The 16,262-nt window shown below is 70.4% G+C and carries 16 protein-coding genes; 14 read left to right on the plus strand and 2 right to left on the minus strand.

What is annotated here, in order from left to right:
• The first annotated feature begins 3 nt into the window (after positions 1 to 3).
• The 9 genes from ACIBHX_RS19800 to ACIBHX_RS19840 are packed head-to-tail and all read left to right on the plus strand — an operon-like array spanning position 4 to position 8,172.
• Positions 4 to 1,023, plus strand: a complete 1,020-nt coding sequence (locus ACIBHX_RS19800) for an MCE family protein (protein WP_397068576.1) — start codon at positions 4 to 6, stop codon at positions 1,021 to 1,023.
• The gene (locus ACIBHX_RS19805; protein WP_397068578.1) at positions 996 to 2,087 is read left to right on the plus strand and encodes an MCE family protein; all 1,092 of its coding nucleotides are present in this window, start codon (positions 996 to 998) and stop codon (positions 2,085 to 2,087) included. The genes ACIBHX_RS19800 and ACIBHX_RS19805 overlap by 28 nt, the downstream gene beginning before the upstream one ends.
• Entirely contained in the window at positions 2,087 to 3,112 is a 1,026-nt protein-coding gene (locus ACIBHX_RS19810) for an MlaD family protein (protein WP_397068579.1), read from the plus strand. The genes ACIBHX_RS19805 and ACIBHX_RS19810 overlap by 1 nt, the downstream gene beginning before the upstream one ends.
• On the plus strand, positions 3,109 to 4,149 hold the full coding sequence (locus ACIBHX_RS19815) for an MCE family protein (RefSeq protein WP_397068580.1): 1,041 nt from the start codon (positions 3,109 to 3,111) through the stop codon (positions 4,147 to 4,149). The genes ACIBHX_RS19810 and ACIBHX_RS19815 overlap by 4 nt, the downstream gene beginning before the upstream one ends.
• Positions 4,146 to 5,177 (plus strand): MCE family protein, encoded by a 1,032-nt coding sequence (locus tag ACIBHX_RS19820; protein ID WP_397068581.1) that lies wholly within the window; start codon positions 4,146 to 4,148, stop codon positions 5,175 to 5,177. The genes ACIBHX_RS19815 and ACIBHX_RS19820 overlap by 4 nt, the downstream gene beginning before the upstream one ends.
• Complete coding sequence (locus ACIBHX_RS19825; RefSeq protein ID WP_397068582.1) at positions 5,174 to 6,526, plus strand: MlaD family protein; 1,353 nt, start codon at positions 5,174 to 5,176, stop codon at positions 6,524 to 6,526. Before ACIBHX_RS19820 ends, ACIBHX_RS19825 begins: the two co-directional genes overlap by 4 nt.
• On the plus strand, positions 6,523 to 7,368 hold the full coding sequence (locus ACIBHX_RS19830; protein ID WP_397068583.1) for a hypothetical protein: 846 nt from the start codon (positions 6,523 to 6,525) through the stop codon (positions 7,366 to 7,368). Before ACIBHX_RS19825 ends, ACIBHX_RS19830 begins: the two co-directional genes overlap by 4 nt.
• Before the next feature lie 10 nt (positions 7,369 to 7,378).
• A complete protein-coding gene (locus tag ACIBHX_RS19835) occupies positions 7,379 to 7,990 on the plus strand; it encodes a 4'-phosphopantetheinyl transferase family protein (RefSeq protein ID WP_397068584.1) in 612 nt (203 codons plus the stop codon).
• 5 nt (positions 7,991 to 7,995) lie between these two features.
• Positions 7,996 to 8,172, plus strand: coding sequence for a hypothetical protein (locus tag ACIBHX_RS19840; protein WP_397068585.1), 177 nt, complete (start codon positions 7,996 to 7,998; stop codon positions 8,170 to 8,172).
• On the opposite strand, the gene ACIBHX_RS19845 is transcribed toward ACIBHX_RS19840, so the two are convergent.
• Positions 8,165 to 9,085 carry a cation diffusion facilitator family transporter gene (locus tag ACIBHX_RS19845; RefSeq protein WP_397068586.1) on the minus strand — a complete coding sequence of 307 codons (921 nt, stop codon included), beginning with the start codon at positions 9,083 to 9,085 and terminating at the stop codon, positions 8,165 to 8,167. The genes ACIBHX_RS19840 and ACIBHX_RS19845 overlap by 8 nt on opposite strands.
• Positions 9,086 to 9,119: 34 nt before the next feature.
• Between ACIBHX_RS19845 and ACIBHX_RS19850 the strand changes: the two genes are divergently transcribed.
• The 3 genes from ACIBHX_RS19850 to ACIBHX_RS19860 are packed head-to-tail and all read left to right on the plus strand — an operon-like array spanning position 9,120 to position 11,797.
• The gene (locus ACIBHX_RS19850) at positions 9,120 to 9,578 is read left to right on the plus strand and encodes a MarR family winged helix-turn-helix transcriptional regulator (RefSeq protein WP_397068587.1); all 459 of its coding nucleotides are present in this window, start codon (positions 9,120 to 9,122) and stop codon (positions 9,576 to 9,578) included.
• A 60-nt stretch (positions 9,579 to 9,638) separates the two neighbouring features.
• On the plus strand, positions 9,639 to 10,280 hold the full coding sequence (locus ACIBHX_RS19855; RefSeq protein ID WP_397068588.1) for an LppX_LprAFG lipoprotein: 642 nt from the start codon (positions 9,639 to 9,641) through the stop codon (positions 10,278 to 10,280).
• Positions 10,277 to 11,797 (plus strand): MFS transporter, encoded by a 1,521-nt coding sequence (locus ACIBHX_RS19860; RefSeq protein WP_397068589.1) that lies wholly within the window; start codon positions 10,277 to 10,279, stop codon positions 11,795 to 11,797. Before ACIBHX_RS19855 ends, ACIBHX_RS19860 begins: the two co-directional genes overlap by 4 nt.
• On the opposite strand, the gene aspS is transcribed toward ACIBHX_RS19860, so the two are convergent.
• Positions 11,789 to 13,018, minus strand: coding sequence for an aspartate--tRNA(Asn) ligase (gene aspS / locus ACIBHX_RS19865; RefSeq protein ID WP_397068590.1), 1,230 nt, complete (start codon positions 13,016 to 13,018; stop codon positions 11,789 to 11,791). The two genes, ACIBHX_RS19860 and aspS, sit on opposite strands and share 9 nt — an antisense overlap.
• Before the next feature lie 686 nt (positions 13,019 to 13,704).
• Between aspS and ACIBHX_RS19870 the strand changes: the two genes are divergently transcribed.
• Together ACIBHX_RS19870 and ACIBHX_RS19875 are read left to right on the plus strand one after the other, a co-directional pair.
• Entirely contained in the window at positions 13,705 to 14,148 is a 444-nt protein-coding gene (locus ACIBHX_RS19870; RefSeq protein WP_397068591.1) for a DUF6220 domain-containing protein, read from the plus strand.
• Complete coding sequence (locus ACIBHX_RS19875; RefSeq protein ID WP_397068592.1) at positions 14,145 to 16,262, plus strand: multicopper oxidase family protein; 2,118 nt, start codon at positions 14,145 to 14,147, stop codon at positions 16,260 to 16,262. Before ACIBHX_RS19870 ends, ACIBHX_RS19875 begins: the two co-directional genes overlap by 4 nt.

Genomic DNA, 16,262 nt, shown 5'->3' on the forward strand with positions numbered 1-16,262 from the left:
CCGATGGGTCGTTTCGAACTCCCCCTGATCACCCGGGTCGCCATCTCGCTGGTCGTGCTGCTGGTGTTCGCCGGCGCCACGTTCTTCATCGTCCGCAGCGCGCAGGAGTTGCGCGGCACCACCATCTCCGCGGTGTTCGGCCGGGCGGGGCAGGGCATGGACACCCACTCCCCCGTCAAGATCCGCGGCATCACCGTCGGCAACGTCTCCAAGGTGTCGCTCGACAGCAAGGGCAAGGCCGTCGTCACCATGCAGGTGCAGCCCGGCGTGAAGGTGCCGCAGTCGACCGTCGCCTCCATCGACCCGAGCTCGGTGTTCGGACCCAAGTTCATCGACCTGAAGCTCGGCTCGGGCGAGTCGACCGGCCCGTTCCTGGGCAGCGGCGCGATCATCACCAGCACTGAGGACCCCCTGGACCTGTCCGACACGCTCGGCGACGCCTACCGCGGGCTGAACGCGGTCGACCCGCGCGAGGTCACCGTCATCGTGCACACCCTGGCGCAGGGCCTGGACGGCAAGGGCGGCCAGCTGCGCGAGCTGATCGACGACGCCGGCACCGTGATCGGCGTCGCGCACCGGCAGCGCCAGCGCGCCAGGCAGTTCCTGCACGACGCCGCGGCGCTGTCGACCGCGCTGCAGGACAAGGGCGACGACATCGTCTCGATCTCCTCCGACGTCAACGTCATCACCCCCGACCTGCTCAAGCGGGCCGACAAGGTACGGGCGCTGCTGGCCTACCTCACCTCGATCGCCGACCAGGGCAGCGCCGGGCTGCGGCACCACAGGCAGGACCTGCGGGCTGGGGTGCACTCCGGCGAGCGGGTGGCCGCGCTCATCTACGCCCAGCTCGGCCTGGCCGGCGACGGCGTGCGCGGCTACAACAAACTGGTCGCCCTGCTCAACAAGCTGATCGAGGCCAAGGGCCCGGGCGACACCCGCCAGCTGCAGGTCGAGGCGTTCGTCGCCACGGACGTGTGCGAGCTGATCGTCGGCTCGTGCGGGCCGACCACGGGGAGGGACTGACCGTGGCCGTCGTCTCCAGGGTGCGCAGGGTCCGGCTGTGGACGTTCGCCCGCTTGCTGGTCTTCCTCATCGCCACGCTGGGCCTGGTGGCGCTGATCATCGTGCAGATCGCCCGGATCAACACCGGCGGCGGCTACACACTGATCGCCACTTTCGACGACGTGTCGGGCCTGCACGAGGGCGACCAGGTCAAGATCGCCGGAGCACCGGTCGGCCAGGTGGACACCATCAAGGTGGTCGACGGCCGCGCCGAGGTCACCATGCAGGTGCAGGACGCGGTCAAGGTGCCCTCCGACACCGAGGCCGCCATCCGCTGGCGCAACGCGGTGGGCCTGCGCGTGGTCTACCTCGTTCCCGGCACCGCGCAGGACAGTCTGGGGCCCGGCGCCCGCATCGCGCGCACCTCCTCGGTCGTCGACATCGGCCAGCTGGTCAGCGACCTCGGACCGCTGACCAGGAGCCTGGATCCCGACCAGATCAACCAGCTGCTGACGGCCGCCGCCAAGGCGCTGCACGGCAACGACAAGAACATCCCGAGGCTGCTCGACAACGTGAACGACATCACCGGCACGATCAACGAGCGCAAGCAGACGATCCAGCAGCTGCTGAAGGACTACGGCACCGTCACCGGCGTGGTCGCCGCCCGCGACAAGCAGATCGAGCAGCTCGTCGACAACCTGGTCACGCTGTCGGAGGCGTTCAACGCCAACCGCAAGCTCATCGACGACTCGATCGTCGAGCTCACCACCACCTTCCACACCTCCAACGAGGTGATCGGCAAGAACGCCGACGAGCTGGGCGCGCTGGTCGAGCGGCTGGCGGGGCTGACCGGCGGCATCCGCAGGCACGTGGACGAGATCCAGAAGGTGGTGGACACGTTCTCGCCGTCGCTGGCCCGCGGCTACACCACCGTCAACCGCGGCCACTACTTCGTCACCGCGGTCCCCTGCGTGGCGCTGGGCGAGGCGCCATGCCCGTATCCGATGAACGCGCCGCCGCCGCTGCGCGGCAACACCAGGGTCCAGAGCTCGAAGGACCTGCAGAAGCTCATGGTGGGTGAGTGATGGCGCTGAAGTCCTTCCGCGACCGCAACAAGATCGTCGTCGGCCTGGTGTCGATGGCGGTGCTCGGCACGATCCTGGTGGGCACGTTCCTGGTCGGCAACCTGGGCCTGCTGGAGGGCGGGTACTACATGTCGGGCACGTTCGTCGATTCGGGCGGCCTGCGCACCGGCAACGACGTCCGGGTGGCGGGGGTGAAGGTCGGCAAGGTCACCGAGGTCCGCTCCGACTTCGCCAACGGCGTCGTGGTCGTCACCTGGAAGGTCGACTCGGACGTACGGCTGGGCCGCCAGACGAGGGCGGACATCGCCCTGTCCAACCTGCTCGGCGGCCGCTACGTCAAGCTGACAGGCCCGGTGTCCGCCCCCTACGTCGACCAGCTGCCCGAGAGCCAGCGGCGCATCCCCGTCGAGCGCACCGGGGTGCCCACGCTCATCAACGACGCCATCAAGGACGCCACCCACCTGGTGCAGAAGCTGGACACCAAGCAGGTCGACAACCTGCTCACCGAGCTCGGCAAGATCGACACCACCAAGCACGGGCGCGTCACCCGGCTGCTGAAGAACATCGGCGACCTGTCCGACACGATCAGCAAGAGCGAGCCCGACCTGCAGCGCCTCCTCGACAACGGCTCCAAGATCATGAAGACGCTGGAGAAGAAGGACAAGCAGATCGGCCGGCTCATCGACGCGATCTCGGCGATGCTCAACGAGCTCAAGCTCCGCCGCAACGAGCTGCGCCAGCTGCTCGGCGACGGCAGCGACCTGGTGCAGAGCACCACCCGGCTGATCAACGAGCACGAGAAGTCGCTGGTGCAGGTGCTGGACGACAACCGGGCCATCACCACCCGGCTCAGCACCGGGACCAAGCAGCTGAACTCGCTGCTCGGGTGGGCGGGCCCGACATTCTACGGGCTGTCCACCATGGGCGGTGAGGGCCCGTGGCTCGAGGCCATAGCCACGGGCCTCGGCCCCATCAACCCGGAGGTGCTGGCCGCCATCGCCAAGGACAGGAAGAACGACCGATGACCGGGACCCGACGAGTCCTCGCGATGTCCTTGGCGGTCATGCTCCTGGTGGCCACCGGCGGCTGCTCGCTCGTGGGGCCGGAGCCGTACCATCTGGTGGCGATCTTCTCCAAGGCGCCGTCACTGTACGAGCAGGCGCGCGTCAAGGTCATGGGGATGGACGCCGGATACGTGGACCGGATCCGGATCGAGGGCGACAAGGTGCGGGTGGACCTGTCGGTCAACCCGGAGGTGCCGCTGCCGGCCGACGTGAAGGCCGTGGTGGCGCCGCAGAACACCCTCGGCGAGCGCAACGTGGTGCTCTACCCGCCGTGGAAACCCGGCAACCAGAAGATCACCGACGGCGCGACGATCCCGCTGGAGCGGACCGACCTGCCGGTGGAGATCGACGACGCGCTGGACGCGTTCACCAAGCTGACCGACGCGCTGGACGCCAAGAAGCTGGGCAAGGTCGCGAGCAACATCTCCGACAGCGTCAGAGGCCGCGGCAAGACGATCAACAACGCCATCGCCGACACCGCCAAGCTCACCGACACACTCTCCAAGCAGGACCAGCAGCTGATCGACCTGGCCAAGGGCCTGAACAGGATCGCCACCAGCCTGAACAACCGCCAGGGCCAGGTGACCCAGGCCATCGATTCCTTCTCCCAGGCCAGCGCCATCCTGGCCGAGGAGCGGCAGCGCATCCGCGGGTTCATCTCCGGCATGGCGACCTTCGTCCAGCGCGGCGACATCATCATCGAGGCGTACACCGAGCGGTTGCCGCAGGCCGCCAACACACTGGCCGAGCTGGTGCTGACGGTACGGGCCAACAGCGAGCAGACGGCCCAGGCGATCAAGGGCGCCGCCGACTTCGCCGACGTGATCGTCTCCTCCTGGGACAAGAAGCAGCACGTGCTGAAGATCAGGGTGGTGCTCAACGCCATGACCAGGGCGTGGCTGACCCCGCTGTTCCAGTCGCTGAACCTGGGCAAGGTGCCGTGCCTGCCCGCCGGCCTGAGCTCCTGCCCCTACCAGAACAAGCAGGGGGCGCGATGAAGGCCCGCCTCGTGACCGGGATCCTGGCGCTGAGCATCACCACGTCCTGCTCGATCCAGACGCTCGGCTCGACCACCGGCGACCTGACGCTCAACGCCACCTTCGACGACGTGCAGAGCCTGGTGGCCGGGCACAGTGTGCAGATCTCCGACGTGCGGGTCGGCACGGTCACCGACATCCGCCTGCAGGGCTACCAGGCCAAGGTGACGATGTCGATCCAGTCGGACCACCCGGTGCCGGTGGGCAGCACGGCCACCGTGGCCAAGACCTCGGTGCTGGGCGAGAACTACGTCGAGCTGACCCCGCCGGCGGGCAAGGACCTGTCGAGCGGGCCGTTCCTCAAGAGCGGCGCCACGATCACCGACACGTCCGTCGAGCCCGACATCGAGCAGGTCACTGAGAAGGCGGGCCCGCTCATCGAGGCGCTCGGCGCGCAGGACGTCAACGCGCTCCTGGACGCCAGCTCGAAGGCGATCGGCGGCAAGGGCGACGACCTCAACACGCTCATCAGGCAGACGGCCGAGGTCACCGACGCCTACGCCGCCGCCCGCAAGGACATGGCCACCACCATCGACGCCATCGCCAAGCTGGGCGACCGGCTGGCCAAGGGCGACAAGGAGCTGGACAAGCTGCCGGGCTCGCTGGCCGACGTGACCGCCCGCCTGGCGCACGGCCGCAGGCACATCAAGAAGGCGATCATCGCGCTTACGAACCTGGCCAAGGAGGCCAACCTCACCATCTACCCCCGGCACGCGGCCCGCCTGCGCAAGCTGATCCGGGAGATCGACGCGATCGCCGCGGCCATGCTGCGCGGCAAGGAGGACCTCAAGCGGATGGTGTCCGGCCTCCAGGAGTTCCTGGACTCGCCGCCCATCACGGTCAACGGGCAGGTGCTCATCTACCTGTGGCTGAAGGGCCTGCTCCTGCCCAAGCACAGCGGCCTGCTGCCGAACAGCCCCAAGCTCGACACCGGCCCGCTGCCCAACCAGCTCAAGGACTTCCGCCTGCTGTGGGAGCCGCCGAAATGAGACCCAGAATCTGGTTGAACCTCGGGTTCTTCGTCGCGCTCGGGATCGTGATGACGATCTGGGCGTTCAGCACGATCATCAAGCTCGACGCGATCACCAAGCCCTACCGGATCTCCGCCGAGTTCATCTCCTCCCCCGGCCTGATCCGCGGCTTCGACGTCGCCTACCTGGGCGTCCGCGTCGGCAAGATCGGAGATGTACGGCTGGCCCCCGGCAAGATCGTGGTCGGGCTGGACATCGACAAGGAGGTCCGCCTGCCCACGGGCACCACCGCCGAGGTCCGCAGGAAGTCCGCGATCGGCGAGCCGTACGTGGAGCTGTCGCCTCCCAGGTCCGGGGCGGCCGGGCCGTCGCTGGCCGCCGGTGCCGTGATCCCGCTGACCAAGACGAGCGTGCCGCTGGACTACAAGAAGCTCTTCCAGGGCGTGGGCCGGCTGCTCAACGCCGTCCCGCCCAAGGACGCCAAGACGATCACGCACGAGCTGTCGGTGGCGCTCGAGGGCCGGGCTCCGTCCATCAGGTCGATCATCGACGACGCGCACGACATCACGGGAACGCTGGCCGACAACTCCCAGCTGCTCGACGACCTGTCGGTGCAGCTCACCCAGCTCACCCACACCCTGGCGGGCAGGAAGGACGCGATCGCCTCGGGCATCTCCAACACCGCCACGCTCACCGCGGCGCTGCGCGAGTCGCGCGCCGACCTGAACACCTTCCTGGACCAGGGGCCGACCGTGTTCGGGCAGCTCGACCAGGCCATCAAGCGCTCCAGGCCGGGCTTCTCCTGCCTGCTGACCGCGCTGGGGACGCCGCACAAGCCGATCTTCTCCCCCGAGACGGAGAAGAACGTGCACCACCTGCTGGCCATCGTGCCCACCGCGCTGAGCCTGGCCGACGACATCAAGGACGTGCGGCCCGACGGCAGCGTCTACGGCCGCAGCTCCTTCATCTTCAGCGTCCCCGGCGCGCCCAAGCCGGCTCAGGAGTACGAGAACCCGCTCGGGCCGCCGCCCATGGAGAAGCTGCGCTCGTGCCCGCCGCACGCCCCGGTGGACAAGACCGATCCCGCCGCCGTGGACGACGTGGCGCACGACGCGGCCAGGCCGTACCAGGACGATTCGACCGACCAGAGCACCCAGCAGCAGGCCAGCGCCAGGCCGGAGCCGAGCAGGAAAGCCGAGGGTTCGCACCCGACCGCGACCATGGCGGCCAAGGAGGCCGCCTCCCACACGCCGCTGAACACCGTGCCGTTGATTGTCGCGATCATCCTCGCGATCGCGGCGTGCGGTGGCATCGTGGGCTGGATCGCGGTGGGCCGGGCCGCTCGCCGCCGTGAGGAGAACGGATGACCACGAAGCAGGATCTCACCGAGACCGTCGCCGAGGAGGTCGAGACCCCGGCCCCCAGGCGCGTCGCCCGCAAGAAGTGGACGGCCGCCAAACCCGCCCCCGCGGGCAACCCAGAGGAGCCCGCCGCGACCGGGAGCTCTTCCGCCGAGAAGACTCCGGCGGAGGAGAGCGAAGAGCCCGCGACGGCGGACACGACCGAGAAGCCCGAGGCGACCTCGGCGACCGAGACCGAAATGACCGGGACCGAGGCGACCGCGGCCGGGACGGGTGGGCCGCGGAAGTCGTGGGTGTGGATGGTGGGGGCGGCCACCGTGCTGGTGGTGCTCGCGCTGGCCGCCACGACCGCGATCCAGTGGGTGTCCGCCGACCGGGCGCGCGACTCGCTGGCGAAGCTGGAGGCCGACAGGACGCTGCGCCTGGAGGTGACCCATGCCGCCTACTCCTTCGGCCAGACGCTGCTCAGCTACGACTACCAGGACCTGCAGAAGACCAGGACAGCGCTGACCGCCATGGCGACGGGCGACTTCCTGGCCACCTACGACGAGGCGTTCGGCGGCGCGATGGCCCAGGTCATCGTCAAGCTGAAGGCCGTCTCCGAGGCCAACGTGCGCGAGGTCTACCTCGCCGACGCCGACGAGGGCAGCGCGCACGCCATCGTGGTGGTCGACCAGCAGGTCAAGACGTCGGAGGCGATCCGCTCGGTCAAGGACTCGCACCTGAAGATCACCCTGGTCAAGCAGCAGGGCGCCTGGAAGATCCAGGACGTCACGGTGCTCGGCGCGGCCAAGGAGGACCAGTACAACCTGGACGGCACCAAGCCGGGCGAGCCGAAGAAGAAGTAACGTCTCCGGCATGGGCGAAGCGGTGGCGATGGGCGGCAGACCCGAGGAGGTACGCGCCCCCGAGGCGTGGCTGACCGAGGTGGAGCGGGAGCGAGCCGACCGGTTCAGGTTCGAGGCCGACCGGTCGTCGTTCGTCGCCGCCCACCTGCTGGTACGGCTGTGCGCGGCCGACCTCCTGGGCGCCGACCCCGCCGGGCTCACCCTGCTGCAGCACTGCGACGTGCACGGGCCCGGGCACGGCCGGCCGTACCTGGCGGAAGAGCCGCACATCGGCGTGAGCCTGAGCCACACGCGCGGCTACGTGTGCGCGGCGGCCGGGCCAGGCAGGGTCGGGGTGGACGCCGAGCGCGTGCCAGAAGGGCCGCTGGACAGGGCGCTGGCCGAGCGGGCGCTGACGGCGGGCGAGCGGGCCAGGGTCACGGGGAACCGCGAGCTGATCCGGCTGTGGGCGCGCAAGGAGGCGCTGATCAAGCGCGGCGAGCTGACGATGGACTCGATGGGCGCGCGGGAGCCGGACTGGGACGAGCTTCACCTGGTGGAGTGGGAGGAGCCGCCGGACGTCGTGGTGACCGCAATCACGGACGTGCCGATAAGGAGGCGGCCCATCCCCCGGATAGGCTGAATGGCATGTTCTACCGCAAACCACTCGAAGAGCGCATTGCCGACCGAATGGCGACGCGTAAGCCCCTCGCGGAGGGCAAGACTTTCGAGCACGGGCCGGCGAAGTTCGTGTTCGTGTTCCTCATCGTCTTCATCGTGATCATGCACGTGGTCGGCCTCGCGATCGTGATGCACTTCAGCTAGCCCTGTGCCGGGTCGGCGTCGGATCCAGGAACACCTGGGTGATCCCGGGGACGCACTCGCGCAGCCGCAGGTCGATCTCATCGCAGGCGATCTCCACCCCGGCGGCGCTGGCCTCGTCGCAGAAGTCGACCCTGGCGGCGACCAGCAGGTTTCCCGGCCCCAGATACATCGTCAGCAGCTCGATCACGTCGTCCACCTCGGGCTGGGCCAGCAGCAGCGCGCGGATCTCCATCTCCTTCTGCGGCGGCGCGGCCTGCCCGATCAGCAGCGAGGCGTTGGCGGCGATGAGGCTGAGCGCGATCACCAGCAGGAGCAGGCCGATCGCGATCGAGGCTCCGCCGTCCCACATGGCCGATCCGGTCAGCTGCGAGCCGAGCAGCCCGATCGCGGCCAGGACCAGGCCGACCAGGGCGGCGCTGTCCTCCAGCAGGACCGCCTTGAGCGCGGTGTCGGAGGTGCGCCTGACCAGCTGGATCGGCCCGATTCCGTGCCTGCCCGCCTCGGCCCGCAGCTGCGAGAGCCCCTTGAGGAAGGAGATCCCCTCGAGCACGAACGAGACGGCCAGCACGACGTAGGAGAGCCTGAGGTCCTGCAGTTCCTCGCCGTGGGTGATCGTGTGCCAGCCGTGGGTGATGGAGAATCCGGCGCCGCCCACCAGCGTCGCCACGGCCGCGCTCATCGCCCACAGGAACCCCGCCGAGCCGTGTCCGAAGGGGTGGCGGCGGTCGGGGGGTTTGCCCGCCCGCCGTACCGAGACCAGCAGGAGCAGCTCCGTCACGGTGTCGGCGGCCGAGTGCGCCGCCTCCGATAGCATGGCGGCGGATCCGCTGATGAGGCCCGCCACGAGCTTGGCCAGGGCGATGGCCAGGTTCGCGGCCCCTGCCACCAGTACAGTACCGACACTGTCACCCATAACGGATCACTCTACGTGCGCTAGATTGGGGATCATGAGCGCGCCTCGCTGGCTTTCCCCCGCTGAGCAGCGTGCCTGGCGTACCCACCTCGCCCTGCACAAGCTCCTCATGCACCGGCTCGACCGCGAGCTGCAGGAGCACGCCCTGTCGCTCAACGATTACGAGATCCTGGTCAACCTGTCGGAGAACCCCGAGCGGCGGATGCGCATGAGCGATCTGGCCGACGCCACGATCCAGTCGCGCAGCCGCCTGTCGCATCAGATCTCCCGGATGGAGGCCAAGGGCCTGGTGACCAGGGAGGACTGCCACGACGACCGGCGCGGCACGTTCGCGGTGCTGACCGAGGAGGGCTGGGAGACGATCCGCAAGGTGGCGCCCGACCACGTGGTCAGCGTGCGCGAGCACTTCATCGACCTGCTGACCGACGACCAGCTCGAGGCGATCGAGGGGGCCTTCGGGCCGATCGTGGAGCACCTGAAGAAGCTGCGCTGACACCTAACCGATATCGGCTTCGGCTCACGGGGGTGTCCGGGCGCTCGCTACGATCCGGACATGCTGCGTAAAGCGCTGATCGTCTTGCTGTTCTCGCTCCTGACGGCCTGCTCGAGCGGGGGCTCGGCGCTCCCCGACGGGCCCGGTCTGATGCGGAAGGCCGCGGAGGCGATGAAGGCGGTCAAGTCGGCCGGCTTCTCCATCGCCACCGACGGCAAGCCCAAGGTGCCCGTGAAGAAGGCCGACGGCAGGCTCACCGCCAAGGGCGACGCCGACGGCACGATCACCATCGACGTGCTGGGCAACCTGCAGGAGATCACCTTCGCCGTGGTGGGCGACACCGTGCACTTCAAGGGCCCGACCGGCGGCTTCCAGACGATGACCAGGAAGGACCTGGCCCAGCTCTACGACCCCTCGCTGATCCTCGACCCGGCCAAGGGCATCGCCCACCTGCTGTCCACCGCCACCGACCCGCGGGTCGAGGCCGAGGAGAGCGGCGCCTACCGGGTGGCGACCACGTTCCCCGGCCAGGTGATCGGCACGCTGGTGCCGGGCGTCACCCAGGGCGTCAACGGCCAGGTCTGGGTGGACAAGGCCTCGAGCAGGCTGACCAAGCTGAACCTGCCGCTGCAGGACGGCACGGTGACGGTCACCTTCACCGACTACGACGCGCCTGTCACGATCACTCCCCCGGCCGGATGAGGCGCACGGCCCTGGGCGTCGGCGGCGCGGTGGTGCTGCTGGCCGCGCTCGACGCGTACGTGGTGGTAACGGTACTGATCGACATCGCGCAGGAGGTGGGCGTCCCGCTGAACCACCTGGAGCGGGCCACCCCGGTGGTGACCGGTTTCCTGCTGGGGTACATCGCCGCGATGCCGTTACTCGGCCAGCTGTCCGACAGGTACGGCCGGCGTCCCCTGATCCACGCCTGCCTGGCCGCCTTCGCCGCCGGGTCCGTGCTGACGGCGCTGGCCTTCGGCGAGACGACGGTGGTGGCCGGGCGGACCGTCCAGGGCATCGCCGGCGGGGCGCTGCTGCCGATCACCATGGCGCTGATCGGCGACCTGTGGGAGGTGCGGGACCGGCCGGTGGCGCTGGGCGCCGTCGGGGCGGCCCAGGAGCTCGGCAGCGCGCTCGGCCCGCTGTACGGCGGGGTGCTGGCGCTGATCCCGGCGTTCTCGCTGCTCGGGGTGGAGCTGGGCGGCTGGCACGCCATCTTCTGGCTGAACGTCCCGCTCGCCGCGCTGGCCGCGGTGGCCATTCACCGCACGGTCCCGGCCCGCTCGGGTTCGGCCCCGGCGGCGCGCGTCGACACGGTGGGCGGCGTGCTGCTGGCGCTGGCGCTCGGGCTGCTGGTCGTCGGCCTCTACAACCCTGACCCGGCCAAGGCGGCGCTGCCGCCGTGGGGGCTGCCGGTGATCGGCGGCGGGGTCGTGGCGGCCGCGGTGTTCGTGTGGTGGGAGGTCAGGGCGCCGGTGCGGCTGCTCGACCTCGCAGGCGTGCGCAAGGGCCCGCTGCTGGCGGCGCTGGGCGTCAGCTTCCTGTCGGGCGCCGCGCTGCTGATCACCATGGTGTTCGTCCAGTTCGCCGCGCAGACGCTGCTGGACCTGGACGCGCTGCCCGCAGCGCTGGTGCTGGCGCGTTTCCTGCTCGCCCTGCCGGTCGGCGCAGTGCTGGGCGGGGTGCTGGCGCGCCGGCTCGGCGACCGGATCGTGGCGGTGGCCGGGCTGCTGGTGGCCACCGCCGGGTACGCGCTGATGAGCCGGTGGCCGGTGGACCTGGCCGGCGCCGGGCTCGTGGTGGACGCCGACCTGATCGTGGCCGGGCTCGGGCTCGGCCTGGTCATCGCGCCGGTCTCGGCCGCGGTGCTGCGCCTGACGCCGCCCGCCCAGCACGGGGTGGCCTCGGCGGGCGTGGTGGTGGCCAGGATGATGGGCATGCTGATCGGCATCGCCGCGGTGTCGGCGTGGGGCTTCCACCGCTTCCAGACGCTGACGGCCCACCTGGACACGCCGCTCCCCTTCGGGGTCGACGCGGTCACCTACGCCGGACGCCTGGCCGAGTACACGGCCAGGGTGAACGCCGCACTCCACGCGGAGTACACCGAGATGTTCCTGGTGACGGCGTTCATCTGCCTGGCCGGGGCGGCGGTGGCGCTCCTGGTGCCAGGGCGCCACCTCCGCCCGTCGGAGTTGCCTTCCGGGCTCCCGTCAGGGTGACAGGCGGTGCAGGTCGCGCGGGAAGAGGGTGGCCTGGCGGATGTTGGGCGCGCCGGTCAGGCGGGCGGCCCAGCGTTCCAGGCCGAGGGCGAAGCCGCCGTGGGGCGGCATGCCGTACGCGAAGGCCTGCAGGTAGCCCTCGTAGGGGCCCGTCTCACCGCCCAGGGCCCGCACATAGTCCTCGTGGCGGTGCAGGCGCTGGCCGCCCGTGACCAGCTCCAGGCCGCGGAAGAGCAGGTCGAAGCTGTTGGAGTACTCGGGGCGGCCGGGTTCGGGATGGGTGTAGAAGGGCCGCTTGGCCATCGGGTATCCGGTCACGAACAGGAACTCGGTGCCGTGCTCGCGCAGCGCCCACTCCGACAGCTCCCGCTCCCGCGCGGGCGACAGGTCGGGCTCGTCGCTGACTTCGGAGAAGTGCACGGCGGGGATCTCCTCCGGCACCTCGGGCAGCAGATCCGCGGCGGCGGGCACGCGTTCCCTGGTCGACTCGACCATGCCCGCGACCGCCTCGCGCAGCACCGCCATGACGTCGCGGTGGTCGCGGACGAAGCCCAGCTCGGCGTCGAGGCTGGTGTACTGCGCCAGGTGGCGGGCGGTGTCGTGCGGCTCGGCGCGGAAGACAGGGCCGACCTCGTAGACACGCTCGAACACGCCCACCAGCTGCTGCTTGAAGAACTGCGGCGACTGGGCCAGGTAGGCGGGACGGCCGAAATAGTCGATGCCGAACACGTTCGCGCCCGACTCGGTGGCCGACTCGACGATCTTCGGCGTGTGGATCTCGGTGAAGCCCAGCCCGTCCAGCGTCCCGCGGAAGCCGGCGACGCTCGCCGCGGAGATCTCGTGCGCCAGGCGCAGGCCCGGGTGCCTGAGCGCCACGGGTGCGTGGTCGAGGATCGTGGGCAGCGTGGCGGGCACGCTGGGGCGGTAGAGGTCGAACGGCGGGGCCTTCACGGGCTCCGACAGCACCTCGAACTCGGGGCCGACCAGCTCGAACCCGCCGGGGGCCTGCGGGTTGGCGGTCACGGTGCCGGTGACCTGGACGACGGTCTCCTCCCCCGGCATTTCCGGATTTTTCGCGACTACCTGCGCGAGGCCGGACCTGTCCCTGATGACGACGAAATTTACGGATTTCAGCAGCCGGCGGCGATGGACCCAACCGGCGATCGTCACTCGCTGGCCGGCGTGCTCCGAGAGCTCCGCCGACAGTACACGAGAGATCATTACAGCTCCTCACGGAAGTGCATGACCCCTTGGGAGTGCGGGGGAGAAGGGAACTCCCGGTGCCACCGCACTTTCGCCGCCCGCGTCGTGGCGGCCTCTGCGACCCGATGACGGGGGTCAGACCGGCGGGGCATTTCCTCCCCACGGCTCGGGAGTGTCTTCGTCGCGGGGCGCTGGACCGCCTTCCCAGCTTCCGGCGGCTCTCTCCGACCAGCGTTCGCCCGCGCCTACTCGTCTCCGTCAGCGCCTGTCGCCGATCATATCCACCCAGCCACTCTCTCTCCCAACGGTTTGTCCACCAACCCGCCGGATACCTCCCCCACCCTGCTTTCTCACTTTTCGTCCATACGGCAAGCCGTCCCACCCGCCCCTCACCGTAGGCACATCCGTCTGTCGTTTCCACGCCACCCAGGCGACGCGGGCCAGCCGCCGCTACGGCCGCACGGTGAGCCGCGTGGGTGGTCTCTCACGCGTTGCCCGTGGGCGCTGTCGGGGGGGCGGGCTCCCGGATGCCCGGCTGGCCTTCGGGGCGGCCGCCGCCCCGGCCGCACGGTGAGCCGCCTGAGTGGTCTCTCACCTGTTGCCCATGGCTGCGGTCGGGGGGCGGGCTCCTGGATGCCCGGGATGGCCGTAGATGAGTAGGGGTTACTCATGCGCGGCGGGCGTGGCGGTCTCACGCTTGGCGCATGCGTAGAGTTCTCGTCGGGTTCACGATCCTGCAGCTCGCCCTGGTGATTCTGCAGTTCTATCTCGCCACGTTCGGCGCGTTCCAGACGCCGCCCCCCACCAGCCCCGAAGGCGCGGCCATCGGGTGGCACGCCATGAATGGGATCTTCGTCATCCCGGCCGCGTCGCTGCTGACCACGATCGTGGCGGCGTTCGCGAAGACGCCGGGCAAGCTGATCGGGCTGTGCGCGGGGCCGCTCGCGCTGGTGGCGGTCCAGATGCTCGTGGTGTTCCCGCTCGCTGAAGTGGCCGGGGCCACCGAGGAGCGCACGACCACGGCCAGCCTGTTCGTGTTCGGCTTCCACGCCATCGTGGGGCTCGGGCTGCTGTGGACGGCCATCGCCGCCTACCGGGGCGCCAGGCAGCACGCGGCCGAGACCGCCCGGGCCGTCGACGCGGTGTGAGCACCGCCGCGCTCATCCCGCTCGACCGCCTGCTGGCGATCCTCACGGCCGTCGTCTGGTGCGCCACCGCGGCCTCCCGCCTCACCACCCCACCGAAGAGGAGCGCCGCCACCCCGCGGCCCTCCACACCAGCAGAGGAGAGCACCACCGCCCTACTACCCTCCACACCACCGGGAAGGAGCACTGCTGCCTCGCGGCTTGCCGCGTCGCCGGAAGGGAGCTCAGGGGCGGCGACAGGGCGCCTGGTCATGGGTGGGGCCCCGATCACCCGTGGCCGGGCCTCAGCGGTCGTCTTCGTGGCGGCGCTGGTGGTGACGGCGTTGCGGGTGGCGGCGGCGGTCGTGCTGGCGGGGCGCGGGTGGTGGTTCGCCGGGGAGAAGGTGCTGATCGCGTTGCCCCTGCTGGTGCCGCCCGCGGTGGGCGCCGGTGTGGCCACGCTGCTGCGCCGCCCGGTCCTGGCGGCGGTCTGCTCGCTGACCGCCTGCTACGCGGCCGTGGCGGGGGTGGTGGTCGTGCTGGCCGTCGGATATCCCCCGGCGCCGTACCTGGCGGGGGTGCTCGTCGCCGGGGTGCTGCTCGGGGCGGCGGCGACGTGGTCGATGCTGACCAGGAAGGGCCCGCCGGGGCGGGCGTGGCGGATCGCTGGGGCCTTGGTCGCCGCGCTCGCCCTGGCCTGGACCGGCCTCAGCATGTGGAACGCCCGCCCCACCGAAGTACGCCTCGCGACCGGCCCGACGGACCTCACCACCCTGCGACCAGCCGATACCACCACACAACCGACCAACGCCGCCGCACAACCGACCGACACCACCCGACAACCGACCGACGCCACCCAACAACCGGCTGACGCCGGTCAGGGGACGGCGCGTGAGGCTGGTCAGGCCGGGAGGATGAGGCGGTTCACGCTGACCGCCGAGAAGGGCACGATCACCCTGGCCTCGGGGAGGCGGGTCGAGGCGCTGACGTTCAACGGCACGTCGCCGGGGCCCGCGATCCGGGTGCGTCAGGGCGACCTGGTCGAGGTGCGGCTGCGCAACCACCTCGCCGACCGGGGCGTCACCCTGCACTGGCACGGCTACCGCGTCCCGAACGCCGACGACGGCGTGCCAGGTCTCACCCAGGACGCCGTCAGGCCGGGCGGCGAGTTCGTCTACCGCTTCCGCGCGAGCGAACCGGGCAGCTACTGGTACCACACCCACGAGACCCCGAACGAGGGCCTGCGCCAAGGCCTGTTCGGCACGTTCACCGTGGACCCCGCCACGCCTGAGGGTCTCGACGAGCCCGTCGCGCTGCACACCTACGGCGGCACCCTGACGGTCACCGCGGACAAGGCCCCTGCCGACGGCCTGGCCAGGCAGGTCGTGGCCCCGGGCACCAAGGTCAGGCTGCGCGTGGTCAACACCGACAACGGCCCGCACACGGTGGGCGTCAGCGGCACGCCGTACACCATCGAAGCCGTCGACGGCGTGACCGTCACAGGCCCGCCGACCACCGAGCGGGCCCAGCTCGCCGCGGGCGGGCGCTACGACCTGGCCTTCACCATGCCGGACCGCCCCGCGCTGCTGTCGGTGGGCCTGCCGAACACGGGGCTCCTGCTGACGCCGGGCAGCGGCGCGACGCCGCCTGAGCCCGTCACACCGGTGCTCGACATCACCAGGTACGGCTCCCACGGGCCCGCCGTACCGGCGAGGTTCGACCGTGAGGCCGCCTGGGTGCTCGACCGGCTGATCGCGCTGCGCGGCGGGCTGCCGCTGCTGTCGCACACGGTCAACGCCGAGGTGTGGCCGCACATCCCCGCTCAGACGGTGAAGCAGGGCGAGTGGCTGCGGATCACCGTGGTGAACCGCAGCGGCGACCTGCACCCCATGCACCCGCACGGCCACCACGTGCTGGTGCTGTCCAGAAACGGTGTTCGGGCCGTCCCGCTGTGGATGGACAGCTTCGACGTGGCGCCGGGCGAGGTGTGGGTGGTGGCGTTGCACGCCGACAACCCGGGCGTGTGGCTGGCGCACTGCCACGAGCTGACCCACGCGGCCGAGGGCATGACGCTGCACCTGGCCTACGAGGGCGTCGGCAGCCGATATGCCCTCGGCGGGCACAACCACCCGGAGTGA

The organism is Nonomuraea sp. NPDC050536, from assembly GCF_044457685.1.
Taxonomy (GTDB): domain Bacteria; phylum Actinomycetota; class Actinomycetes; order Streptosporangiales; family Streptosporangiaceae; genus Nonomuraea.

Bases quoted from the DNA above. Each gene is read 5' to 3' on its own strand.
- ACIBHX_RS19835 (WP_397068584.1), top strand. From the start codon at position 7,379: ATGGGCGAAGCGGTGGCGATGGGCGGCAGACCCGAGGAGGTACGCGCC.
- ACIBHX_RS19810 (WP_397068579.1), top strand. From the start codon at position 2,087: ATGGCGCTGAAGTCCTTCCGCGACCGCAACAAGATCGTCGTCGGCCTG.
- ACIBHX_RS19860 (WP_397068589.1), top strand. From the start codon at position 10,277: ATGAGGCGCACGGCCCTGGGCGTCGGCGGCGCGGTGGTGCTGCTGGCC.
- ACIBHX_RS19840 (WP_397068585.1), top strand. From the start codon at position 7,996: ATGTTCTACCGCAAACCACTCGAAGAGCGCATTGCCGACCGAATGGCG.
- ACIBHX_RS19845 (WP_397068586.1), bottom strand. From the start codon at position 9,085: ATGGGTGACAGTGTCGGTACTGTACTGGTGGCAGGGGCCGCGAACCTG.
- ACIBHX_RS19825 (WP_397068582.1), top strand. From the start codon at position 5,174: ATGAGACCCAGAATCTGGTTGAACCTCGGGTTCTTCGTCGCGCTCGGG.
- ACIBHX_RS19800 (WP_397068576.1), top strand. From the start codon at position 4: ATGGGTCGTTTCGAACTCCCCCTGATCACCCGGGTCGCCATCTCGCTG.
- ACIBHX_RS19855 (WP_397068588.1), top strand. From the start codon at position 9,639: ATGCTGCGTAAAGCGCTGATCGTCTTGCTGTTCTCGCTCCTGACGGCC.
- ACIBHX_RS19820 (WP_397068581.1), top strand. From the start codon at position 4,146: ATGAAGGCCCGCCTCGTGACCGGGATCCTGGCGCTGAGCATCACCACG.
- ACIBHX_RS19830 (WP_397068583.1), top strand. From the start codon at position 6,523: ATGACCACGAAGCAGGATCTCACCGAGACCGTCGCCGAGGAGGTCGAG.
- aspS (WP_397068590.1), bottom strand. From the start codon at position 13,018: ATGATCTCTCGTGTACTGTCGGCGGAGCTCTCGGAGCACGCCGGCCAG.
- ACIBHX_RS19815 (WP_397068580.1), top strand. From the start codon at position 3,109: ATGACCGGGACCCGACGAGTCCTCGCGATGTCCTTGGCGGTCATGCTC.
- ACIBHX_RS19870 (WP_397068591.1), top strand. From the start codon at position 13,705: ATGCGTAGAGTTCTCGTCGGGTTCACGATCCTGCAGCTCGCCCTGGTG.
- ACIBHX_RS19850 (WP_397068587.1), top strand. From the start codon at position 9,120: ATGAGCGCGCCTCGCTGGCTTTCCCCCGCTGAGCAGCGTGCCTGGCGT.